The sequence below is a fragment of the Streptomyces xanthii genome, assembly GCF_014621695.1.
Lineage (GTDB): Bacteria > Actinomycetota > Actinomycetes > Streptomycetales > Streptomycetaceae > Streptomyces > Streptomyces xanthii.
The window spans coordinates 5,745,605-5,768,519 of sequence record NZ_CP061281.1 but is presented as its reverse complement, the minus strand read 5'-3'; the positions used below and the strand labels follow the sequence as shown (position 1 = coordinate 5,768,519).

Below are 22,915 nucleotides of genomic sequence, written 5' to 3'. Positions count from 1 at the left end.
CGCTCCCAGGGGGAACGACGGGCACCGGCACGTACGCGGTCCGGTCACATGACCGGGTCGGGCTCCCGGGCCAGGTCGGCGGCGCCGACGAGGCCCGCCTTGTTGCCCAGTTGGGCGGCGATGACGTCGGCGACGGGCCGCCAGTTGCCGCCGACCAGCCAGCGCTTGTACGACTTGCGGATCGGGTCGAGGACCAGCTCGCCCTCGTCGGAGAGGCCGCCGCCGACGATGAACGCGGAGGGGTCGAAGAGCGAGGCCAGGTCGGCGAGGCCGGCGCCGGCCCAGCGGGCCAGCTCGCGGTACGAGTCGACGGCCACGGCGTCGCCCTGCCGGGCGGCCATGGAGATGTGCTTGCCCTCGATGCCGTCGGGGGTGCCGTCGCCGAGCGAGAGCAGGAACTCCGCGTTCTCCGGCGTGGCGTTGGCCCGCTGCTTCGCGTAGCGGACGAGGGCGCGGCCGGAGGCGTACTGCTCCCAGCAGCCCTGCGAGCCGCAGCCGCACAGCAGTCCGTCCGGCACCATGCGGATGTGGCCGAACTCGGCGGCGACGCCGAAGTGGCCGCGGCGCAGCTTGTTGCCGATGATGATGCCGCCGCCGAGGCCGGTGCCGAGGGTGATGCAGATGACGTTGCGGTGGCCCTTGCCGGCGCCGAACTTGTACTCGCCCCAGGCGGCCGCGTTCGCGTCGTTCTCGACCACGACCGGGAGGCCGACGCGCTCCTCGACCTTGGCCTTGAGCGGCTCCTGGCGCCAGTCGATGTTCGGCGCGAAGTACACGGTCGAGCGCTGGCGGTTGACGTATCCGGCGGCACCGATGCCCACGCCCACGATGTCGTGTCCCGCCCGGGCGCCTTCCACGGCCGAGGCGATGGCGTCGACGATCCCGTCCGGCGTGGAAGGCGTCGGCACCTTGAACGTGGAGAGGATGTTGCCGTCCTCGTCGACCACGCCGGCCGCGATCTTCGTGCCGCCGATGTCGACGCCGATGGTGAGTCCCATGAATCCCTCAGTTCGGTCGAGCCCCGCTAAGGCCCACCGTACCCGAGCCGGGTTCAGTCGAGGTCGATGTGTTCCCCGCCGGGGGCTTCGTCCCCGGGGCCCTTCCGCGCGGGGCCGCCGGGGGCCTTCGGCTCCTGGGTGCGCTGGGTCCAGCGGGCCTCCTGGCCCTCGACGGCGGACCGGTACGCGGCGAGCAGCTCGGAGCCCGCGGCGGCGAGGTGGTCGAACACGTCGGAGTTGCGCTCTATGACGGGCTCGACGACGGACCGTGCCTGCTTGACGACCTGCTTGACGGCCTGCTCGGCGGTGCCCTGGGCGACGGCGCCCAGGAAGGGGGCCTGGACCCCGGAGAGCTTGTCGGCGACGGCGTCGACGAGCTTCTTCAGCTCCTCGGCGGCGGTGCCGGGCTGGGGGCCCTGCTGGGCGCGGCGGCGGGCCTTCTCCGCCGCGAGGTCCTCGGCGCACGCCTTCTCCCAGGCGTCGGCGTCGACCTGGGGCGCGGGCTGCTCGGTGGCGTCGCTCATGGCGGCTGACTCCTGCGGAGAGCTGAGGTGGTGGTGTCTTCGACGGTACCCGAACGGAGCCGTGCGGTTCACGGGGTCCGCGGCCACAGCCCGGGATCCGGCGCGAACCGTACGCACAGTTCGCCGTCGACGAGTCCGGCGCCCGCGACGGTGCAGCGGCGGGGCGCGGAGGGCAGCGGCACGATGCGGCGGAACGGTCCGGCGCCGACGACGAGTTCGTCACCGCGCCGGATCAGGGTGAGCTCCTCGCGGACGGCACCGGGCAGGGGGATCCGCCAGACCAGCACGCCGTCCTCGGCGATCCGGTCCTCGACGGGCCACTCGGCGCGGGGGGCGGCCTCGCCGGGCGCCGGCACGTCGAGCCCGGCGTCGGCGTCGCACCCCAGGTGGGGGATCTCGGGCGCGTCCGGCCACCCGGCGACGATCTTGCGCTGGTGGGCGGCGGCGTCGGCGAGCCAGGGGTCGGTGGAGCCGTCGGGCAGGACGCGGTTGGCGAGGACTGCTTCGACGGGCAGGCCGTGCAGGGCGAGTCCGGTGCGGGTGAGGCGCAGGCTCTCGGCGGCGGCCTTGGTGGGCTCGGCGACGAGCCGTACGGCGGTGCCGTCGGCGTCGATGACGGACTGGGCTGCGGCGAGCTCGGCGTCCCAGCGGGCGGCGGTCTCGTAGAGCCACTCCGCGGGCATCGGCACTCCCGCGAGGCGGCCGAGGACGGGGCGCAGGGCGCGGGCCGCCTGGCGCTCCGCGGGGAGCAGGCGGCGCAGGTAGCGGCGCAGCTGCTCGGGCAGGGCGAGCACGGAGACGGCGCCCGGCCCGGCGGGAAGGTCGACGACGACCAGGTCGTGGGGTCCGCCGGCGCTGTCGCGCAGGGCCCTCAGCAGCGCGAGCTCGGTGCTGCCCGGCAGCGGGGTCAGTTCGTCGGCGTCGAGCCGTGCGGCGCCGACCATGTCGAGCACGCCGCCGGCCCGGTCCTGGAGGGCGAGCAGGTCGTCGCGGAACTCCTCGGCCGGTATGAGCCGCTTGATCTCGGCCCCGGGCACGTCCGGGACCTCGTCGCCGGTGACCAGCAGGACCCGCAGCCCGTCACGCACGGCCCGTCGGACCGTACTGACAGCGACCGTGGTCCGCCCGGCCCCACCGGGCCCGGCAACAAGGAGAGTCCGCATGCCCGCGAGGCTACCCGCCTCTGGGCCGCCGGACGGCACCTCCCGGTGCTACCGGCGGCGCAACGGCAACCGGCAACGCCGGGGGGCTTGCATCGGCCGGCCCCCGAAGGGGCCCGACTACTTGGTCTCGACCCGCTTCTTCAGGCCGGCCAGCGCGCGGTCGATGATGACCTTCTCCGCCTTGCGCTTGATCATCCCGAGCATGGGGATCTTCACGTCGACCGTGAGGGAGTACGTGACCTCCGTACCCGCGCCGGCGGGCCGGAGCACGTAGGAGCCGTCCAGGGAGCGGAGCATCTGGGACTTCACGAGCGTCCAGGAGACCTCGTTCTCGCCCGTCCACGTGTACTTGAGCGTCTGGTCGTCCTTGATCGCACCCGCGTCCATGACGAGCCGGACCTGCTCGGCGCGCCCGGAGTCGTCGGTCTCCAGGACCTCGGCCTCCTTCACCTCGCCCGTCCAGTCCGGATACCGCGCGAAGTCGGCGATCACGCCCATGACGTCGGCCGGCGCCGCCTCGATCGTGATGCTCGAACTGGTGTGTTCCGCCATCGCCGTGGCTCCTCCAGATAACGGTCAGGGGTCGGCCGTGCCTACGTATGTGTGCGCGAGCAGGCTATCGCGCGCGGGCGGCCCCGACGTCACCGCTCCGGCATCACCATTCGAGGGCCCAGGGCCGCCCGCCCCGGGCGAAGTGGCCGACGTTCACGCACTCGGTGGAGCCGATGCGCATGCGCCGGGTGAGCGGCTGGTGGACGTGGCCGAAGAGGGAGTAGCGGGGCCGGGTCCTGCGGATGGCGTCGAGGAGCGCGCGGCTGCCCCGTTCGAAGCGGCGCGCGACCGTGTCGTAGACGAGCTCGGGGACCTCCGGCGGGATGTGCGTGCACAGGACGTCGACCTCTCCGACGGCCTCGATCTTCGCCGCGTACTCCTCGTCGTCGACCTCGAAGGGCGTCCGCATCGGGGTGCGCAGGCCGCCGCCGACGAAGCCGAAGGTCCAGCCGCCGATCTCGGCCCGCTGCCCGTCGAGCACGGTCGTGCCCGGTCCCGCGTACTCGCTCCACAGCCCCGGGATGTCGACGTTGCCGTAGGTGGCGTACGTCGGGGTGGGGAACGCCGGGAACATCTCGGCGTACTGCTTGCGCACCGCTTTCTCGATGGCGGGGAAGCGGTCGACGCCGGCCCAGAGCTTCGCGCCGAAGGCGTGCGCCTCCTCGAAGCGGCGGGCGGTGCGCAGTTCGACGAGGCGGTCCGCGTTCTCGACTCCGAACAGATCGGGAAAAATGCCGCGCGAGTGATCGGCGTAGTCCAGGAAGAGGACCAGGTCGCCGAGGCAGAGGAGGGCGTCGGCTCCGTCGCCGGCTCGTGCGAGGTCGGTGGAGTTTCCGTGCACATCGCTGACCACATGTACGCGCATGCGATCACCCTAGGACGCCCGCCCCGAGGTGGGTAGAGGCCGCCGGACCTGCGGCGACTTCCTGGTTCGCAAAGGGGTGGACTACCCTGCGGAAAGCACCGCCGCGACGTGTGACGCAGCGAACATCTGGCCTGGACCCCCTACCGAAGTGGCTGTACTGATGGGTAACGTCCGGGCAGTCCAGTCGTGCTCAGTTCAACAATGATGAGCACCTGCCCGATCTTGGACCGTACCGACGCAGCACACAGAGTCGTGGCGCCGGCGCCCTATGAGGAGCAGCAGTCTTGCGCGAGTTCAGCCTTCCGGCTTTGTACGAGGTCCCTGCCGACGGCAATCTGACCGACATCGTCCGCAGAAACGCCGCGCAGCATCCGGACGTCGCCGTCATCGGCCGCAAGATCGGCGGCACCTGGCAGGACGTGACGTCCGTCCAGTTCCTGGCCGAGGTGCGGGCCGCCGCCAAGGGCCTCATCGCCGCCGGCGTCCAGGCCGGTGACCGGGTCGGCCTGATGTCCCGCACCCGCTACGAGTGGACCCTGCTCGACTTCGCGATCTGGAGCGCGGGGGCGATCACCGTCCCCGTGTACGAGACCAGCTCCGCCGAGCAGATCCAGTGGATCCTCGGCGACTCCGGTGCCGTCGCGATCCTCGTCGAGTCGGACGCGCACGCCGCGGCCGTCGCCTCCGTGCGCGACAGCCTGCCCGAGCTGCGGCACGTGTGGCAGATCGACGCCGGCGGCGTCGAGGAGCTGAACCGGTCCGGCGCCGAGCTGCCCGACTCCGCCGTCGACGAGCGCAGCGCCATCGCCAAGGCCGACGACCCGGCCACGATCGTCTACACCTCCGGCACGACCGGCCGCCCCAAGGGCTGTGTGCTCACGCACCGCAGCTTCTTCGCGGAGTGCGGCAACGTGGTGGAGCGTCTGAAGCCGCTGTTCCGCACCGGCGAGTGTTCGGTCCTGCTCTTCCTGCCCGTCGCGCACGTCTTCGGCCGGCTGGTCGAGGTCGCCTCGCTGATGGCGCCGATCAAGCTGGGTCACGCGCCCGACATCAAGCACCTCACCGATGAACTCGCCGCGTTCCGGCCGACGTTGATCCTGGGTGTGCCGCGCGTCTTCGAGAAGGTCTACAACTCGGCGCGGGCCAAGGCGCAGGCCGACGGCAAGGGCAAGATCTTCGACAAGGCCGCGGACACGGCGATCGAGTACAGCCGCGCGCTCGACACCCCCAAGGGCCCGTCACTGGCCCTCAAGCTCAAGTACAAGACGTTCGACAAGCTCGTCTACAGCAAGCTGCGCGCGGTGCTCGGCGGACGCGGCGAGTACGCGATCTCCGGTGGCGCCCCGCTCGGCGAGCGGCTCGGCCACTTCTTCCGCGGCATCGGCTTCACGGTCCTGGAGGGCTACGGCCTGACCGAGTCCTGCGCCGCGACCGCGTTCAACCCGTGGGACCGCCAGAAGATCGGCACGGTCGGCCAGCCGCTGCCCGGCTCGGTCGTGCGGATCGCCGACGACGGCGAGGTGCTGCTGCACGGCGAGCACCTGTTCACGGGGTACTGGAACAACGAGGGCGCGACCGAAGAGGCCCTGGCCGACGGGTGGTTCCACACCGGCGACATCGGCACGCTGGACGAGGACGGGTACCTGCGGATCACCGGCCGCAAGAAGGAGATCATCGTGACGGCGGGCGGCAAGAACGTCGCCCCGGCCGTCATCGAGGACCGCATCCGCGCGCACGCGCTGGTCGCCGAGTGCATGGTCGTCGGCGACGGGCGGCCGTTCGTCGGCGCGCTCGTCACGATCGACGAGGAGTTCCTCGGCAAGTGGGCCGAGGACCACGGGAAGCCGGCCGGCGCCAGCGTGGCGTCCCTCCAGGGTGACGCGGATCTGCTCGCGGCGATCCAGAGCGCGGTGGACGACGGGAACGCGGCGGTGTCCAAGGCGGAGTCGGTCCGCAAGTTCCGCATCCTGGGTGCCCAGTTCACCGAGGACTCGGGGCATCTCACGCCCTCGCTGAAGCTCAAGCGGAATGTTGTGGCGAAGGATTACGCCGAGGAGATCGAGGCGATCTACCGGGGCTGAGCGCGCCTTCGCGCCGTTGCGGGTCCCTGCCGGTCGGCGGGGACCCGTTTCGTCGTGGCTGGTCGCGCAGTTCCCCGCGCCCCTGGAGATGCGCACTTCGTGCGCATCTCCAGGGGCGCGGGCGTATCGGGGAAATGCGACCCGAAGGGTCTGCATTTCAGGGGCGCGGGGAACTGCGCGAGAAGCCCCACCGGGCCGCAGACGCCGACGAACCCCTACAACAACCCCCGCAGGCGCTCCGCCAGCAAGTCCCAGCGCCACTTCTCCTCGACCCAGGCGCGCCCCCGCTCCCCCATCCGGGCCCGCAGTTCCGGGTCCGACAACAGCGGCACGACACGATCCGCCGCCGCCTCCGGCGAACCGCCCCGCACGACCCACCCGGTCTCCCCGTCGAGCACCGCGTCCGGCGCCCCGCCGGAGTCCCCGGCGACGACGGGCAGCCCGGTCGCGGAGGCCTCCAGGTAGACGATGCCGAGCCCCTCGACGTCGAGCCCCCCGCGCCGCGTCCGGCACGGCATGGCGAACACGTCCCCGGCCCCGTAGTGCGCCGGCAGTTCGCTCCACGGCACGGCCCCCGTGAAGACCACCGAGTCCGCGACGCCCGTCTCCCGCGCGAGCCGCCGCAGCTCCTTCTCGTACGGCCCGCCGCCGACGATCAGCAGCACCGCGTCCGGCACCTCCGTGAGGATGCGCGGCATGGCGAGGATCAGCGTGTCCTGTCCCTTGCGCGGCACGAGCCGCGAGACGCACACGACGACGGGCCGGTCGCTGAGCCCGAGCCGGGCCCGGATCTCGGCGCCGCCGGAGCCGGGGTGGAAGGTCTTCTCGTCGACGCCGGGCGGGAGTTGGACCATGCGGCCGGCGGCCTCGGGCGTGAGTGCGGCGGCGATCCGGGAGCGCGTGTACTCGCCGAGGTAGGTGATCGTGTCGGTGCCCTCGCCGATGCGGCGCAGCAGTTGGCGGGAGGCGGGCAGCTGGGCCCAGCCCGCCTCGTGGCCGTGCGTCGTCGCGACGAGGCGCCGCGCTCCGGCCCGGCGCAGCGCGGGCGCCATCAGGCCGAGCGGGGCGGCGGCCCCGAACCAGACGCTCGTGCAGCCGTGTTCCTGAAGCAGGCCCACCGCGCGGCGGGTCACGCGCGGGGTCGGCAGCAGCATCGTCGTACGGTCGCGCACGACGGTGAAGGGCTGCTCGGCGTCGAAGGCCTCGGTCGCCTCGACGCCCTCCCGGCTCCGCTTCCACGTGGACGCGTAGACGACGAGCTGTTCGGGGTCCAGGCGCAGCGCCATGTTGTGCAGGAAGGCCTGGATGCCGCCGGGGCGGGGCGGGAAGTCGTTGGTCACGATCAGGGTCTTGTGCATCGTGGCAGACAGTACCGAACCGGTGAAGCGGAGCACGGCACGCCGTGGGGGTCCGTGGCCAGGGCGCGGGAGCGGCGGGCATGATGACTCGAATGAAGACGCGAACCCCCACATCGCTGCTCGTCGTCTGGGCCTTGACCAGGACCCTTCTGCTGCTGTGCGTCTTCAAGGTCGTGACGGTGCCCGGCCCGGACGTGACGAGCGATGTGTCGGTGATCTACCAGGGCTGGTTCGACGTCCTGCGCACCGGAACGTTTCCGCTGGACGACGTGACCTGGCAGTACCCGCCGGCCGCGGCGGCCGCGATCCTCTCCCCCGGCCTGCTGCCGTTCCTTGAGTACGCCTCGGCGTTCTTCCTCCTGGCGTTCCTCGCGGACGCGGCGGTCTTCTTCATGCTCCTGTACGTGTCCGAGCGGCAGGGCAAGGCCCGGCGCGGGGTGTGGGTGTGGGTCGCGGGCCTGCCGCTGCTCGGGCAGACGGTGTACGCGCGCTACGACGTGATGGTCACCGCGGTCGCCGTCGCGGCGCTGCTGGCGATGGCGCGGCATCCGCGGGCGGCGGGGGTGCTGACCGGGATCGGGGCGATGCTCAAGGTGTGGCCGGTGCTGCTGCTGACCGGCACGCGGCGCGGCCGGGCCACCCGGGCGACGTGGGGCGCGGCGGCGCTGACGGCGGGGGTGCTCGCGCTGGTGTCGGCCGTGTCGATGCCGGGGGCGTTCGCGTTCCTGACGTTCCAGCGGGACCGGGGTACGGAGGTCGAGTCGCTCGGGGCGCTCGTGTTCCATGTGGCGCGGCGTTTCGGCTGGTCCGGGTCGGTGCAGCTGAACTACGGCTCGGTGGAGTTCCTGGGCCCGCACGTGGATCTGGTGAGCGCGCTGGCGCAGGGGCTGACGGCGCTGGCGTTCGGCTGGCTGGTGCTGTGGCGGCTGCGGGCGCGGGCCTGGTCCTCGTCGACGTTCGCGGACGCGGGGCTGACGGCGGTGCTGCTGTTCACGACGACGAGCCGGGTGATCAGTCCGCAGTACATGGTGTGGCTGGTCGGGGTCGCGGCGGTGTGCCTGCTGTTCCGGGAGAGCCGGATGGCGCTGCCGGTGTGGCTGGTGCTCGTGGCGTCGGCCGTGACGTTCCTGGAGTTCCCGGTCTGGTTCGGGCACGTGGTGGCGAGCGACTCGCTGGGCCTGGCCCTGATGGTGGTCCGCAACGGCCTGCTGGTGGCGGCGACGCTGCTGGCGTGCCGCCGCCTGTGGCGCGCGACGGTGACCGAGCCCCGCCGCGCCGAGCGCGCCGCGGTCCCGGCCGAGCCTGCCGATGACCGCGCGCTGCCTGTCTGACGGCCGGTGGGGGCTGGTCGCGCCCCGCGGCGCAGCCACTGATGTCACAGCCCCGCATCGGAGAAATGCCGCCCGAAGGGCGTGCATTTCAGGGGCGCGGGGAACTGCGCGACCAGCCCCCACCGGGCCGCACCCGGCGACGAGACCTCAGCCGCCCAATTGCCGGCGCACGTACTCCCGCCAGCGCAGCACAAAGTCCTGCTCGCCGATGCCGAGGACGTTCTGGAGGGCGGACTCCACCGCGCCGGAGCGGTCGCCGTGGCGGCCCACAGCCGCGTAGAAGGCGTTCAGCTTCGCCTCGCCCCAGTGGTCGGCGATCATCCTGCAGGCCAGCCAGCCGCTCTCGTAGGCCCGTGCGAGGCGGCCCGGGTCGCTGCTGAAGCCGAAGGCGGCGTCCTCGGGGAGCTCGGTGGGCGCGGTGCCCTCGCGGACGGCGCTCTGCAGTTCGGGCGCGGCCTGCGCGGTGGTGCGTCCGGAGTCCCGGTAGCCGGCCCAGTCCGCGTAGCCCTCGGAGAGCCACAGCGGGGTCGCCGCGGTGGTCACGGCGCGGGTCGCCACGTGGGCGGTCTCGTGCGTGAGGACGACCTGCTTGCCGACGGAGCCGAGCACCCCGTACGCCTCGGGGTTGATGATCACGCGGTCGGCGGGCGCCGCACCCGATCCGCCGGCCTCGCCCGTGGTGACGGCGGCGATGCCCCGGTAGCCGGAGGCGGGGGCGCCGAGGAGCTGTCCCATGCCGTCGAGCGAGCCGGGGACGAGGATCACGACCTCGCGGGCCCAGTCCCGGCCCCAGGCGGCGGTGACGGCGGGCACGGCGAGATCGGCGAGGCGGGCGTAGGAACGCAGCACGTTCTCCTGCTGGCCGACGCCGAGGACGAGGCTGTGGGCGCCGCGGACGGCGCTCACCTTGCCCTGCTCCCACAGCTGGCGTCCCGACTTCCCCGCCGGTTCGTCGCCGACGACGCGCCAGCGGCCGTCGGAGCGCCGCAGGGTCAGGGTGCGCCGGGCGACGACGGGCACGGAGTCGTACCCGGCGACGCGGTAGCGCAGCTCGGCGTCGGCGGTGATCCGGGGGCCGGTGCCGTCGATCCGGTCGACCCGGTACGTCCAGGAGGCGAGGGGGACGGCGGCGAGGTCGGTGAGCAGGTACGGGTCGGCGCCGCCGGTCTCCCGGTAGGCGGTGGCGTCCCCGTCGAGGACGGCGTCCGCGCGCCGGTCCAGGACGCGCTGCACGGCGGCGGAGCGGGCGTCCGCCGGCGCGGGCGCCCGTTCGCATCCGGCGCTGCCGAGGAGCAGGGCGCCGAGCGCCACCCAGCACCCCGCCCCGCGCACCGCACGCCGTCGACCAGCCATCCCGCTGATCGTACGGCGTGCCGGCGGGCGGGGTCTCAGACGCGGGTCACGGACGAGACGGGCATCATGCCGACCGGGTCGTAGCGGACCGGGGCGCCCGGGTAGGGGGCGTGGATGACCTGTCCGTTGCCGGCGTAGATGCCGATGTGGTGGGCGTCGGCGCCGTACGCGACGAGGTCGCCGGGCCGGGCCTGCGACAGCGGCACCTGACGGCCCGCGTACCGCTGGGCCTGCGAGGTGCGTGGCAGGGCGACCCCGGCGCGGGCGTACGACCACTGCATGAGGCCGGAGCAGTCGAACGCGGAGGGCCCGTTGGCGCCCCACACGTACGGCTTGCCGAGGGCGGACTGGGCGGCGGCCAGGGCGGTCGCGGCGCGGCCGGAGGAGGCGGGCCCGGCGCCGCTGAGGTCGGGGCGCTCGCCGCCGCGCGAGGAACGTTCGTAGGCGGCGCGGTCGGCGTCCGGCAGCGAGTTGAGCAGTTGCCGGGCGCGGGCGAGCTTCGTCTCGACGCCGCGTTTGTGCCGGGCGACGGCCTTGCGGACCGCGTCGAGCTCGGCGAGCTTGCGGCGGGCCCCGGCGCGTTCCTGCGCGAGGTCGCGCTGGGCGGCGCGCAGTTCGGTGAGCTCACCGGCGTGCCGGGCGCTGATCCGGTCGAGGGTGCCGGCCTTGTCGAGGTAGGAGTCCGGGTCGGAGGAGAGCATGAGGGCGAGCGAGGGGTCGATGCCGCCGGAGCGGTACTGGGCGCCGGCGAGGAGTCCCAGGGCGCGCCGCATCGCGTTGATCCGCTCCTGGCCGCGGGCCACCTCGTCCTGGGTGGTGCGCAGTTCGGTGCGGAGCTTGTCGGCCCGCTCGTCGGCCTTGTTGAACGCCTCGGTGGCCTGCTCGGCCTGCTCGTAGAGGCGGTCGACCTCGGCCTTGGTGTCGGCCGGCGTGTCCTTCGGGGCGGCGTCCGCGGGGACGGCGGCGAGTGCGGCGGCCGCGGAGGCGACGGCCACGGTGAGGACGGTTGCGCGAGTGTTCCGGTCGAGACCGGGGAGCCGAGAGTGCGCAGTTCGGCGATGGGACCCCACGGGAAGCCGCTCTCCCTTCCGCTGACGGACCCCCGTGCTCGGGGGAATGCGCGCCGACAGTAGTCGGGCCCCCTGGCCCCCTCCAACGATCGAACAGCGTCCGCACAACGCGGCGCCCCGCCTCTGACGCAGGTCAGTGGCGGGGCGCGGGGTAAGTGCGGGATGCCGGAATTCGCCCGAACGGGCGCGTTTTCCGGTGTCGTTGGTACGAGGATCGCACGCGTGCCGCGAGGGGCACGGCTGCGGTCAGATGCGGACCCCGAACTGGAAGGATCCGATCGTGCTCATCGACTCGTAGCGGACGACGGCGCCGGGGTGCGGGGCGTGCAGCACCTGGCCGTTGCCGGCGTAGAGACCGACGTGCGCGAGGTTGTTGAAGAAGACCAGGTCGCCCGGCTTGAGCTGGCTCATGCCGATCTTCGGGCCGTCGTTCTGCTGCGTGTACGTGGTGCGGGTGATGCCCACGCCGGCCTGGTTGTACGCCCACTGGGTCAGGCCCGAGCAGTCGTAGGAGTTCGGGCCGGTGCCGCCGGAGACGTACGGCTTGCCGATCTGGGTGGCGGCGGCGCTCAGGGCGGCGGCGCCGCGCTGGGAGGCGGGCACCTCGTTGCCGAGCTCGACGCGGCCGGCGGCGTCGCGGCTGGCGCGCTGCTCCTTCTCGGCCATCTTCTGGCGCTCTTCGGCGGTGAGGGTGTTCAGGAGCTTCTGGGCCTCGCCCAGCTTGCTCTGGACTTCCTTCTTCTTCTTGCCGAGTTCGGTGCGGGTGTCCGCGAGGTCCTTGAGCTTCTCGGCGGCCTCGGCGCGCTCCTGCGCGAGGGTCCGCTGCTTCTCCTGGACCTTCTTGAGCGACTGCAGCTGCTGGGCGCTCAGCGAGTCGAGGGTGGACGCCTTGTCGAGGTAGTCGTCCGGGTCGGCGGAGAGGAAGAGCTGGACGGAGGGGTCGATGCCGCCCGAGCGGTACTGCTGGCTGGCAAGCGAACCGAGGCCCGTGCGCAGCTCGTTGAGTTCCTCCTGGCCGCGCGCGACCTTGTCCTGGATCTCGCCGATCTGCTTCTCGAGCTTCTTCTGCTTCTCCTTGGCCCCGTTGTAGAGGTCGGTGGCCTTGCCCGCCTCTTCGTAGAGCTTGTCGACCTTGGCCTTGACCTCGCCCTTGTCGGGGTTCGGCGCGGCGTTGGCGGCCTGCGAGGTGAGGGCCACGGCAGCGGCGGCGGTCGCGGTGAGCACGGTCACACGGGTGCGGCTCGGCTGCTTGGGTCGACGGTGGGACGCCACGAAGGCGAGCTCCTTCTTCCTCCAGCCGCCCACAGACACCCGGTGGGCGGTGTCCTCCACCGTCGCTCACCTCATGTGAGCGATCACCCGAGCGGAGGTTCGAGGCCCGACCCTAGTGACCTTCTTGTGATCAGTTCAAATCCTGACGAGAAAAATCTCGGTCACCCACTGCATTCTTTGCACTCAACTCACGTGCAGTGATGCTCGTTTGACGCTACGTTGCGTGAAGGTTTCGCCAATTCGGGCAAGCGGAACGGGTGTTGCGGGATGACCGCAATCCGGACATCAGGCGTGCGAGAGCCGCTTCAGGAGCATCACGGACGGAACGGGACGGGCTCCCGCCTTGGCCACCCCGTCGGCGACCTCCCGGTCCGTCGAGACGACGATGACCGGACGGCCCGGCGGCTCGGCGCGCACCAGCTGACGGATCAGCTCGTCGGCCGTCACGCCCGCCTTCGAGAACAGGACGCGCACCCCGCGCGGCGGCGCGAGCAGCACCGGCGCGGCCAGCTCCGCCCCGTCGAAGACACACGTGACCTCGGCGCCGGTCTGCGCCGCCAGCTGGGACAGCGAGCCGAGCAGCCGCAGCCGCTGCTTCTCCAGCGGCATCGTCGGGTAGCCGGTCTTGGTCACGTTGTAGCCGTCGACCACGAGATGGGCCTGCGGCAGCGCGAGCAACTGGTCGAGGATCGCCGGGTCGTGCTCGTGCAGGGCGCGCGCGGCGATGTCCTTGGGCGTCATCCGGCCCGGCTCCACGGCGTCCACCGAGTCGGCGGGCCGCATCGACACCGGGGGCAGCGCCAGCTCCCGGCGCAGCCCCTGCGCCGCGTCGAGCACGGTGTCCAGGAGCAGCCGCACCCGCATGTCCTCGACGCTGCGCCCCTCGCGGGCCGCCCGGCGCGAGGCCTCCAGCGCCGCCTCGACCTCGCCGAGCCGCGCCTTGAGCCGCCGACTCTCGCTCTCGGCGGCCGACACCTGCGCCTGCCCCTCGGCCCGTACGGCGTCGGTCTCGGCCCGCGCCTTGCGGGCGGCGGCCTCACCGCGCTTGACGTCGCTGAGCGCGGCCCGCAGCTTGCGGTGCGCGGACTCGGCCTCGCGCCGTGCCGTGTCCAGCTCGGTGCGCAGCCGCTCGGTCTCAGCGCGGGTGTGGGCCTGCGCCTCGGCGAGCTGCTCACGCAGCCGGTCCAGCTCGGCGCGGGTCTCCTCGTCGACGCGCTCGGCGTCGGCCCGCTGCGCCTCCTCGCCGGCGGCGGCGACGAGCTTGACCCAGCCCGCCGGGCGCAGCACGTACGCGGCGGCGGCCACGTCGAGCGGGTCGGCGGCGGGCGGCGGGGTCCCGGAGTCCAGGGCCCCCGCGAGTTCGGGCTGCGCCTCGCGCAGCCGCTCACCGATCCGCTGGCGGAACAGGGTGTCGCTCTCCAGCGCGGCCGCCATCGCGTTCCCGGCGAACTTGGCGCGCCGGGTGGGCGTGAACCGCGCGTACTGGCGCAGCTGCGCCGGGAGTTCGCTGACCGTCAGACCGCCGAAACCGTCCGAGACGATCGCCACGACCCGCCGCCGTACGCCTTCGGGCAACGGCCGGTCGAGCAGCTCGGCGGCTCCGCCGTCCCCGGCCTCCCCGCCTGTGCTCTCCACCATCCGTCACCCCAAAGTCCGTGGGGCCGCTCCGTCAGGAGTCGGCGCCCGGCCTGTCCACGAGTTCCACCTGATCCACCGCGTTGCACCAGCGGCAGCGCACCGATTCGATGGTCTCATCGACCACCTTGCGTTCCTCGACGCTCGGCTCACCGGCCAGGTCGAGGTGGACGTACTCCACGACCTTCGAGGAGCGCGTCACGTCGAACCGCGTGAGGTTGCCGCAGAGCGTGCAGCGCCAGCGGGTGGTGGCGGTCGGCAGGGGAACCGTCATCGGACTGTGCCTTCTTTCAGCTCGCGGCTCTCTCGGCCGTCTTGCCCGTAACCCTACGGCCTGCCGTACGCCGTCCGCTCCCCGCCTTGCGTCATGCTCTGTCCCATGATCGGCAACGGACGTGAGGGCATCGCACGGGCGACCGCGTTCCTGAGGGGCCCCGCCCCGGTCACGTACGCCCTGATCGGGGTGTGCTGCGTCGTCTTCGTCCTGTCCCCCGCCTCCGGCCTGAACCCCTCCTACGGCACCGGGGACCGGCTGCTCGCGGCGCAGAGCGCGTACTTCGAGCGGTGGGGCGTGGTGCCCGCGGAGCTGTTCGCGGGGTCCTGGCGGGCGGCGCTCACCCCGCTGACGGCCCTGTTCGTGCACGGCAGCTGGCTGCACCTGCTGGGGAACATGCTCTTCCTGCACGTCTTCGGCACGATGACCGAGGAGCGCATGGGCCGGCTGCCCTATCTGCTCTTCTACCTGGTCACGGGGTATCTGGCGCTGTTCGGGTACGCGCTGGCGCACGCGAGCTCGGAGCAGACCCTGGTGGGCGCGTCCGGCGCGATCTCCGCGGTCCTGGGCGCGTTCCTCTACCTCTTCCCGGACGCGCGCGTGACGAGCCTGTTCCCGTTCCTCCTCTTCCTGCCGCTGCGCTTCCCGGCGTGGGTGGTGCTGCCGTTCTGGGTGGCGCTGCAGTGGGCGGCGGCGGGGCAGGCGGGCCAGGGCCCGGGGGTGGCCTATCTGGCGCACCTGGTCGGCTTCTCCACCGGCTTCCTCTACGCATGGGTGCGTTACCGGCGCCGGGCTAGAGTGAAGGCGACCCACACCACGGCCACCGAGGGAGACAGCCAGCCGTGATCACCGCGATCGTGCTCATCAAGACCAGCGTGGACCGCATCCCCGAGATCGCGGAGTCGATCGCGGCGCTGGAGAGCGTCAGCGAGGTCTTCTCCGTCACCGGCACGTACGACCTGATCGCCATGGTCCGGGTCGCCCGCCACGACGACCTCGCCGATGTCATCCCCGGCAAGATCAGCAAGATCCCCGGCGTGGAGGCGACGGACACCCACGTCGCCTTCCGCACCTACTCCCAGCACGACCTGGAGGCCGCGTTCTCCATCGGCCTGGACGGCTGAGCGGACCTCTCGCAAGCCTCAGGAGGCCGGGACGCAGCGCCCGTCCTCCGTGCGGTAGGTCCAGCGGGCGCCGTCGCGGACGAGCTCGGTGACCGCGGCGACGAAGCGCTCGACGTGCTCGTCGGGGGTGCCCGCGCCGAAGCTGACGCGGATCGCGTTCAGCGACTTCTCGCCCGGCGCCGCCTCGGGGGCGCCGCACTCCCCCTGCTGCTGCGGGTCCGAGCCGAGCAGCGTGCGCACCAGCGGGTGGGCGCAGAAGAGACCGTCGCGCACACCGATGCCGTACTCGGCGGAGAGCGCGGCCGCGAAGTGCGAGGAGTTCCAGCCCTCGACGACGAACGAGATGACGCCGACCCGCGGGGCGTCGTCGCCGAACAGCGACAGCACCTTCACCTCGGGCACCGCCGCGAGCCCCTCGCGCACCTTCCGGATCAGGTGCTGCTCGCGGGCGACGAGGGAGTCGAAGCCCGCCTCGGTCAGCGCCTTGCAGGCGGAGGCGATGGAGTAGACGCCGATGACGTTGGGCGAGCCGGCCTCGTGGCGGGCGGCGCTCTCGTGCCACTCCACGTCGACGCCGCCGTCCGCGCGCCGGGCGACCTTGCGCGAGGCGCCGCCGCCGGCGAGGTACGGCTCGGCCTCGGTCAGCCAGTCGGCGCGGCCCGCCAGCACGCCGGAGCCGAACGGCGCGTACAGCTTGTGCCCGGAGAAGGCGACCCAGTCGACGTCCAGGTCCCGTACGGAGACGGGGTGGTGGGGGGCGAGCTGGGCGGCGTCGAGGACGATGCGGGCACCGTGCGCGTGCGCGGCGGCGGCCAGTTCGCGCACCGGCCACAGCTCGCCGGTGACGTTCGAGGCGCCGGTGACGCAGACGAGGGCCGGGCCGTAAGGGTCGCGGTCGGCGAGGGCGCGCTCCAGGGTGGCGACGGCCTCGTCGGGGGTGCGGGGCGCGTTCAGGTAGGTGACGCGGGCGTCGCGCCAGGGCAGCAGCGAGGCGTGGTGCTCGGTCTCGAAGACGAAGACCTCGCAACCGGCCGGGACGGCCTGGGCGAGGAGGTTGAGCGAGTCGGTGGTGGAGCGGGTGAAGACGACCTGGTCGCCCTCGCGGCAGTCGAGGAACTCGGCGACGGCCTTGCGGGAGTTCTCGAACAGGTCGGTCGACAGCTGGGAGAGGTACCCGGCGCCGCGGTGCACGCTGCCGTAGTACGGGGCGTACGCGGCGACGTCGTCCCACACACGCTGGAGGGCCGGGGCGCTGGCGGCGTAGTCGAGGGCGGCGTAGGTGACCTCGCCACCGGTGACGAGCGGGACGGTGACGTCGCGGCCGAGGACCGGCAGCGGGGCGCCGCAGGCGGGGTCGGCGGAGTCGGCGCAGGCGGTGGCGGTGGCGGCGGAGGTGTGAGCGGACATGGGTGTCTCCCGGCAGGACAAGGCGAATGGATGGAGAGATCCCGCACGGCGGATATGACGGTGCTCAAAAGGCCGTCGGCGTACGGGTGTTGACCTCGACGCACGGCGGCACGGCCGGGCGGAGGGTGTGGTGGAGAAGGGGCGAGAAGCCCTAGCGCATTCGCTTGCTCACGAGACTGCTCCCTCGAACGACCCAGGACCCCAGGATTCGCGAGGGGTCCGCGCTTGCCACGCGCCTTGCTGCGCATGGCCTGGTCTTCACCCGGGGCACCCCGCCACGGACGGAGGGTTGCCGGACAGCGGGCCGGGGCCGTAATCGCTGTCACTCATGACCTTGGAAAGCATCCTGCCACACGTCTCGGAAACGGCAAGGGCGCAGTCCAGAATCTGGACTGCGCCCTCGGTCAGGCGGGTGCGGTCACTTCTGCGTGGCGGCCACCCAGCGCTCCAGGGCCGCCTTGGCCGCCCCGCTGTCGATCGAGTGGGCGGCCCGCTCCATGCCGGCCGCGATCTGCTCGGCGAGCGTGCCCTCGCCGGGGCGCACGGCGACGAGCGCGGCCGCCGAGTTGAGCAGCACGGCGTCGCGGACCGGCCCGCGCTCGCCGTCCAGCAGGCGCCGCGCCACCTCCGCGTTGTACGCCGGGTCGCCGCCGCGCAGGGCCTCGATGGAGACCGGCTCGATGCCGACGTCGCGCGGGTCGAAGCGCTCCTCCCGCACGGAGCCGTCCCGGACCACCCAGACGCGGGAGGTGCCGGTGACGGTCAGCTCGTCGAGGCCGTCGTCGCCGCGGAAGACGAGCGAGGAGTTGCCGCGCTCGGCGAAGACGCCGGCCACGACGGGCGCCATCCGGGCGTCGGCCACCCCGACGGCCTGGGCGCGGACCCGGGCCGGGTTGGTGAGCGGGCCGAGCAGGTTGAAGACGGTGCGGATGCCGAGCTGGCCGCGGGCCGCACCCGCGTAGCGCAGCGCGGGGTGGAACTTCACGGCGAAGCAGAAGGTGATGCCCGCCTCCTCGGCGACCTGGGGCACCCGGGAGGGCGGCAGGTCGAGGTTGACGCCGAGCTTCTCCAGGACGTCCGAGGCGCCGGAAGCGGAGGACGCGGCCCGGTTGCCGTGCTTGACGACCTTGGCGCCCGCGCCGGCCACGACGATCGCGGACATGGTCGAGATGTTGACGGTCTTGGCTCCGTCGCCGCCGGTGCCGACGATGTCGACGGTCTCGCCCGGCACCTCGATCACGTTGGCGTGCTCGTACATGCCGCGGACCAGACCGGAGATCTCCTCGACGGTCTCGCCCTTGGCGCGCAGGGCCACCGCGAAGCCGGCGATCTGCGCGTCGGTGGCCTCGCCCCGCATGATCCGGTCCATGGCCCACGCGGTGTCGTCGGCGCTCAGGTCACGGCCCTCCAGCAGGCCGTTGAGGACGGAGGGCCAGGAACGGCCCGCCGCGGTGTCGCCTCCAGCGGGGGTCAAAGCGCTCATCGCCGCTCCTGGTGATACGCGTAGGACAGGTGAGAAAGGGGCGCTCCCACCTTATCCAGTGCCAGGACGGCGAAGAGCCCCCGTCCAGTGCCTGGACGGGGGCTCCTGCCGTGGCGAACAGCGTCAGAGATCAGTGGTGGCCGTGGCCGCTGGTGATCTCCTTGTACTCCTCGGCGGTGGGCTTGGGGATCTGGTTGTGCTCCCCGTAGTAGCCCTTCGAGAGCTTGGCGCGCAGCTTCTGCGTGCGCGACAGCTTGCGCTCCACACCGTTCTCGTCGACCGTCGGGCCGAGCTCCAGCGGCGCGTACTGCTCGTGCGCCGTGAGGGTGTGCAGGGCGTCCTGGTTCAGCGGCTCGTGGACCTCGATGAACTCACCGTGCGGCAGGCGCTTGATGATGCCGGACTCGCGTCCGTGCAGCACCTTGTCCTTGTCGCGGCGCTGGAGGCCGAGGCAGATCCGCTTGGTGGCGATGAAGACCACGACCGGCATCACGAAGAAGCTGATGCGGACGAACCAGGTGATCGCGTTGATCGACAGGTGGAAGTGCGTGGCCCAGAGGTCGTTGCCACCACCGATCATCAGCACGAAGTACCAGGAGATCCACGCGGCGCCGAACGCGGTGCGCGTCGGGGCGTTGCGCGGGCGGTCCAGGATGTGGTGCTCGCGCTTGTCGCCGGTGACCCAGGACTCGATGAACGGGTAGACGGCGATGGCGACCAGGACCAGCGGGAAGATCACCAGCGGGATGAACACACCCAGGACGAGCGTGTGACCCCAGAGGTTGATCTCCCAGCCCGGCATCGTACGGATGAGGCCTTCGGAGAAGCCCATGTACCAGTCGGGCTGGGCGCCCGTGGAGACCTGGTCTGGACGGTACGGGCCGATGGCCCAGATCGGGTTGATCGTGGCGATCGCCGAGATGACGGCGATGACACCGAAGACCAGGAAGAAGAAGCCACCCGCCTTGGCCATGTAGACCGGCAGCAGCGGCATGCCGACGACGTTCTTCTCGGTCTTGCCGGGGCCCGCGAACTGCGTGTGCTTGTGGTAGAAGACCAGGATCAGGTGCGCCACCATCAGGCCGAGCATGATGCCCGGCAGCAGCAGGATGTGGACCGAGTAGAACCGGGCCACGAAGTCGCCGCCCGGGAACTCTCCGCCGAACAGGAAGAACGAGAGGTACGTGCCGACGATCGGCACGGACAGGACCGCGCCCTCCATGAAGCGGACACCGGTGCCGGAGAGCAGGTCGTCCGGGAGCGAGTAACCGGTGAAGCCGGTGAACATGCCGAGGACGAACAGCAGGAAGCCGAACAGCCAGTTGACCTCACGCGGCTTGCGGAACGCACCCGTGAAGAACACGCGCATCATGTGCACGAACATGCCGGCGAGGAAGATCAGCGCGGCCCAGTGGTGGATCTGCCGGATGAGCAGACCACCGCGCACATCGAAGCTGATGTGCATGGTCGAGTTGAACGCCTCGGACATCAGCTGTCCCTGCAGCGGGATGTAGCTGCCGTTGTACTCCACCTCGTTCATCGACGGGTGGAAGAACAGCGTCAGGTACACACCCGTGAGGATGATGATGATGAAGCTGTACATGCAGATCTCGCCGAGCATGAAGGACCAGTGGTCCGGAAAGATCTTGCGCATGTTGGCCTTGGCCAGGGAGTAGATCCCCAGGCGGCCGTCGGCCCAGTCGGCGACGCGCTCGCCGGCCGGCGCCTTCTCGCGGGAAGGCGCCTCGTTGGTGGTCGTAGTACTCATCCGCGCTCCCAGAAGGCAGGACCGACGGGCTCGTCGAAGTCGCCGAGCGCCGCGAGGTGGCCCTCGTCGTCAATACCGATGCGCAGCTGCGGCAGGGCGTGACCGGCCGGGCCGAAGATCACCCGCGCGCCGTCGGAGAGGTCGAAGGTGGACTGGTGGCAGGGGCACAGCGCGTGGTGCGTCTGCTGCTCGTACAGGGAGATCGGGCAACCGACGTGGGTGCAGATCTTCGAGTACGCCACGATGCCCTCGTGCGACCACTCGAGCTCGCGCTTGTCCTTGATGTTCTCCGGCTGGATCCGGACGAGCATCAGGGCGTCCTTGGCGATGTTCGTCTGGAAGTCGTGATCGTGCTCCTCCAGGCCCTCGGGCTTGGCGAAGGTGAGCGAGCCGACCGGGATGTCCGAGGGACGCAGCGGCTCGTTCGTGTTCATGTTGACGAGCTTGAGGCCCTTCTTCCACGACGTGGTGCGCAGCTTCTTCTCGGGCAGCGGCCCGAGGTCGCGCAGCAGCACCACACCGGAGAGCGGCACCATGGCCAGCGCGCCGAAGAGCGTGTTGCGGATCAGCTTGCGGCGGCCGAACTGCGACTCGCGCGCACCGTCGGCGAAGTCCTGCAGGACCTTCGCCTTGACCTCGGGCTCGGCCTCGATCGCGTGACGCTCCTGCGCCACCTCGACGTCCGACATCAGCGTGCGGGCCCAGTGGACCGCGCCGGCGCCGATGCAGAACAGGGCGACGCCCAGGGTCGTGCCCAGCGCGAAGTTCAGCGCGCTGATGTGACCGAGCGGGAAGATGTACACGCTCTTGTCGACGTCGAGGGTGACGTACGAGGCGATGAAGCCGATCGTGGCCAGCATCGAGAGCGTGAACAGGAAGGCGACCACACGCTCGGACCGCTTGGCGGCCCGGTCGTCGATGTCCTGGATCCGGTGCTCGTGCTCGGGCAGACCCGGGTCGGCGAAGGGGTCTTCCTTCACCGCGACCGAGCCGTGGGCCTCGGTGTCCTGCGCGGGCAGGTTCTCTTCTGGAATGTCTTGGCTACTCATGACTTCTTGGCCTTTGCGGTCCGAGCGGCGACCCAGATGGCGACGGCGATCAGGGCGCCGAGACCGAAGATCCACGCGAAGAGGCCCTCGCTGACGGGACCGAGCCCGCCGAGCTTGAGGCCACCGGGGCTCTCGGACTGGTCACCGTTGACCGTGTCGAGGTACGCGATGATGTCCTTCTTGTTCTGCTTGGTCATCGTCGTGTCCGGGAACGACGGCATGTTCTGCGGGCCGGTCTGCATGGCCTCGTAGATGTGCTTCGGGTCGACGCCCTCGAGCGTCGGCGCGAACTTGCCGTGCGTCAGCGCGCCACCCTCACCGGTGAAGTTGTGGCACTGGGCGCAGTTGGTGCGGAACAGTTCGCCACCCTTGGCGATGTCCGCGCCTTCCGGGTTGTAGTCCTTCTTGGCCGGCGTGACCGGGCCGGCGCCCAGCGAGGCGACGTACGCCGCGAGCTGGTCGATCTCGGCCTGCGTGTAGATGACCTTCTTGCGCGGGACCTGCGCGCCGGGCTGCTGCGCCGGCATGCGGCCGGTGCCGACCTGGAAGTCGACGGCGGCGGAGCCGACACCCACGAGGCTCGGGCCGTCGGTGGTGCCCTGACCGCCGGTTCCGTGGCAGCTGGCGCAGCCGACGGCATAGAGCTTCTTGCCCTCGTCGATGGCGAGGGACTGGGCGGTTTCATCGGCCTGCGCCTTGCTCGCGGGCGCGAACGCGGCGTACAGCCCCCCGGTGGCCGCCAGCGCGAGGAGTAGGACGACGACCGCCGCCAGCGGATGGCGTCGTCGTGCGGAGAGCTTTTTCACGGATTACCCCGGTGTCAGGATCTTCTGCGTCGGTGCTGCGGGAATGGGTCGGGCACGGTGCCCGATGAGTGATCTTCCGGACTACTTGATCAGGTAGATCGTGGCGAAGAGGCCGATCCAGACGACGTCCACGAAGTGCCAGTAATAGGACACGACGATGGCCGCGGTCGCCTGCTCGTGAGTGAACCTCCGGGCCGCGTACGTCCTGCCGAGGACGAACAGGAAGGCGATGAGGCCACCTGTCACGTGCATGCCGTGGAAGCCGGTGGTCAGGTAGAAGACCGAGCCGTACGGGTCGGAGGAGAGCGAGAGCCCGTCCTTCTTGACCAGCTCGGTGTACTCGTACACCTGACCGCCGATGAAGATCGCACCCATGATGAAGGTGACGATGAACCACATCCGGAGCTTCTTCACGTCACCGCGCTCGGCGGCGAAGACGCCGAGCTGGCAGGTGAGGGAGGAGAGCACCAGGATCGTGGTGTTCGTCGCGGAGAACGGAAGGTTCAGCGCGGACGCCATTTCCTTCCAGTGCTCCGGTCCCGTCACCGATCGCAGGGTGAAGTACATCGCGAAGAGGGCCGCGAAGAACATCAGCTCGGAACTCAGCCAGATGATGGTTCCGACGCTGGTGAGGTTCGGCCGATTGACCGACGGGTGCGCGTGCCCGGTTTCTACTGTCGTTGCTGTCGCCACGACCGACATTATGTCGGTCGCTTATCTCGCCCTCACCCCGGGGGGTGCCGTTCGGAGTGTCTGACCCTCGTGTCCAGCCCATATGGCCCATCGCGGGCCCGTACGAACC

The 22,915-nt window shown here is 71.3% G+C and carries 21 protein-coding genes and 1 riboswitch; of the genes, 4 read left to right on the top strand and 17 right to left on the bottom strand.

Features of this window, described 5'->3' with window-relative positions:
- Positions 1-44: 44 nt before the first annotated feature.
- The 5 genes from IAG42_RS25985 to IAG42_RS25965 all read right to left on the bottom strand — a co-directional run bounded on the left by IAG42_RS25985 (position 45) and on the right by IAG42_RS25965 (position 4,102).
- Entirely contained in the window at positions 45-998 is a 954-nt protein-coding gene (locus tag IAG42_RS25985) for an ROK family glucokinase (protein WP_188339375.1), read from the bottom strand.
- Between the two features lie 53 nt (positions 999-1,051).
- A complete protein-coding gene (locus IAG42_RS25980) occupies positions 1,052-1,522 on the bottom strand; it encodes a DUF5304 domain-containing protein (protein ID WP_188339374.1) in 471 nt (156 codons plus the stop codon).
- Positions 1,523-1,590: 68 nt separating this feature from the next.
- Positions 1,591-2,685 (bottom strand): ArsA family ATPase, encoded by a 1,095-nt coding sequence (locus tag IAG42_RS25975; RefSeq protein WP_188339373.1) that lies wholly within the window; start codon positions 2,683-2,685, stop codon positions 1,591-1,593.
- A gap of 117 nt (positions 2,686-2,802) precedes the next feature.
- The gene (locus IAG42_RS25970) at positions 2,803-3,237 is read right to left on the bottom strand and encodes an SRPBCC family protein (protein ID WP_188339372.1); all 435 of its coding nucleotides are present in this window, start codon (positions 3,235-3,237) and stop codon (positions 2,803-2,805) included.
- Positions 3,238-3,340: 103 nt separating this feature from the next.
- Positions 3,341-4,102 carry a metallophosphoesterase family protein gene (locus tag IAG42_RS25965; RefSeq protein ID WP_188339371.1) on the bottom strand — a complete coding sequence of 254 codons (762 nt, stop codon included), beginning with the start codon at positions 4,100-4,102 and terminating at the stop codon, positions 3,341-3,343.
- 284 nt (positions 4,103-4,386) lie between these two features.
- On the opposite strand from IAG42_RS25965, the gene IAG42_RS25960 reads away from it, so the two are divergent.
- Positions 4,387-6,183, top strand: a complete 1,797-nt coding sequence (locus IAG42_RS25960; RefSeq protein ID WP_188339370.1) for an AMP-dependent synthetase/ligase — start codon at positions 4,387-4,389, stop codon at positions 6,181-6,183.
- Positions 6,184-6,398: 215 nt separating this feature from the next.
- Here IAG42_RS25960 and IAG42_RS25955 read toward each other — a convergent pair whose 3' ends face one another.
- Entirely contained in the window at positions 6,399-7,541 is a 1,143-nt protein-coding gene (locus IAG42_RS25955; RefSeq protein ID WP_188339369.1) for a glycosyltransferase family 4 protein, read from the bottom strand.
- 92 nt (positions 7,542-7,633) lie between these two features.
- On the opposite strand from IAG42_RS25955, the gene IAG42_RS25950 reads away from it, so the two are divergent.
- Positions 7,634-8,872: a glycosyltransferase family 87 protein gene (locus tag IAG42_RS25950; protein WP_188339368.1), complete on the top strand. Its 1,239-nt coding sequence runs from the start codon at positions 7,634-7,636 to the stop codon at positions 8,870-8,872.
- 147 nt (positions 8,873-9,019) lie between these two features.
- On the opposite strand, the gene IAG42_RS25945 is transcribed toward IAG42_RS25950, so the two are convergent.
- The 5 genes from IAG42_RS25945 to IAG42_RS25925 form a co-directional block, all read right to left on the bottom strand.
- Positions 9,020-10,225: a hypothetical protein gene (locus IAG42_RS25945; RefSeq protein WP_223206161.1), complete on the bottom strand. Its 1,206-nt coding sequence runs from the start codon at positions 10,223-10,225 to the stop codon at positions 9,020-9,022.
- 35 nt (positions 10,226-10,260) lie between these two features.
- Positions 10,261-11,295: a C40 family peptidase gene (locus tag IAG42_RS25940; protein WP_188339367.1), complete on the bottom strand. Its 1,035-nt coding sequence runs from the start codon at positions 11,293-11,295 to the stop codon at positions 10,261-10,263.
- A 246-nt stretch (positions 11,296-11,541) separates the two neighbouring features.
- Positions 11,542-12,567, bottom strand: coding sequence for a C40 family peptidase (locus tag IAG42_RS25935; RefSeq protein ID WP_188341607.1), 1,026 nt, complete (start codon positions 12,565-12,567; stop codon positions 11,542-11,544).
- Positions 12,568-12,852: 285 nt separating this feature from the next.
- Positions 12,853-14,205 (bottom strand): NYN domain-containing protein, encoded by a 1,353-nt coding sequence (locus IAG42_RS25930; RefSeq protein ID WP_188339366.1) that lies wholly within the window; start codon positions 14,203-14,205, stop codon positions 12,853-12,855.
- Between the two features lie 31 nt (positions 14,206-14,236).
- A complete protein-coding gene (locus IAG42_RS25925; protein WP_188339365.1) occupies positions 14,237-14,476 on the bottom strand; it encodes a hypothetical protein in 240 nt (79 codons plus the stop codon).
- A 105-nt stretch (positions 14,477-14,581) separates the two neighbouring features.
- On the opposite strand from IAG42_RS25925, the gene IAG42_RS25920 reads away from it, so the two are divergent.
- Positions 14,582-15,322, top strand: a complete 741-nt coding sequence (locus IAG42_RS25920) for a rhomboid family intramembrane serine protease (protein WP_188339364.1) — start codon at positions 14,582-14,584, stop codon at positions 15,320-15,322.
- On the top strand, positions 15,319-15,600 hold the full coding sequence (locus tag IAG42_RS25915; RefSeq protein WP_188339363.1) for an Lrp/AsnC family transcriptional regulator: 282 nt from the start codon (positions 15,319-15,321) through the stop codon (positions 15,598-15,600). Before IAG42_RS25920 ends, IAG42_RS25915 begins: the two co-directional genes overlap by 4 nt.
- 18 nt (positions 15,601-15,618) lie before the next feature.
- Here IAG42_RS25915 and IAG42_RS25910 read toward each other — a convergent pair whose 3' ends face one another.
- The 6 genes from IAG42_RS25910 to ctaE form a co-directional block, all read right to left on the bottom strand.
- On the bottom strand, positions 15,619-17,007 hold the full coding sequence (locus IAG42_RS25910; RefSeq protein ID WP_188339362.1) for an aminotransferase class V-fold PLP-dependent enzyme: 1,389 nt from the start codon (positions 17,005-17,007) through the stop codon (positions 15,619-15,621).
- A gap of 216 nt (positions 17,008-17,223) precedes the next feature.
- Positions 17,224-17,341, bottom strand: a riboswitch (SAM riboswitch).
- Positions 17,342-17,425: 84 nt separating this feature from the next.
- Positions 17,426-18,490, bottom strand: coding sequence for an anthranilate phosphoribosyltransferase (trpD, locus tag IAG42_RS25905; RefSeq protein ID WP_188339361.1), 1,065 nt, complete (start codon positions 18,488-18,490; stop codon positions 17,426-17,428).
- A 130-nt stretch (positions 18,491-18,620) separates the two neighbouring features.
- Complete coding sequence (gene qcrB, locus IAG42_RS25900; RefSeq protein ID WP_188339360.1) at positions 18,621-20,258, bottom strand: cytochrome bc1 complex cytochrome b subunit; 1,638 nt, start codon at positions 20,256-20,258, stop codon at positions 18,621-18,623.
- The gene (qcrA, locus tag IAG42_RS25895; RefSeq protein ID WP_188339359.1) at positions 20,255-21,307 is read right to left on the bottom strand and encodes a cytochrome bc1 complex Rieske iron-sulfur subunit; all 1,053 of its coding nucleotides are present in this window, start codon (positions 21,305-21,307) and stop codon (positions 20,255-20,257) included. Before qcrA ends, qcrB begins: the two co-directional genes overlap by 4 nt.
- Positions 21,304-22,113 (bottom strand): cytochrome bc1 complex diheme cytochrome c subunit, encoded by an 810-nt coding sequence (gene qcrC / locus IAG42_RS25890; RefSeq protein ID WP_188339358.1) that lies wholly within the window; start codon positions 22,111-22,113, stop codon positions 21,304-21,306. The genes qcrA and qcrC overlap by 4 nt, the downstream gene beginning before the upstream one ends.
- Positions 22,114-22,194: 81 nt before the next feature.
- A complete protein-coding gene (gene ctaE / locus IAG42_RS25885; RefSeq protein ID WP_188339357.1) occupies positions 22,195-22,815 on the bottom strand; it encodes an aa3-type cytochrome oxidase subunit III in 621 nt (206 codons plus the stop codon).
- Between the last annotated feature and the right edge of the window lie 100 nt (positions 22,816-22,915).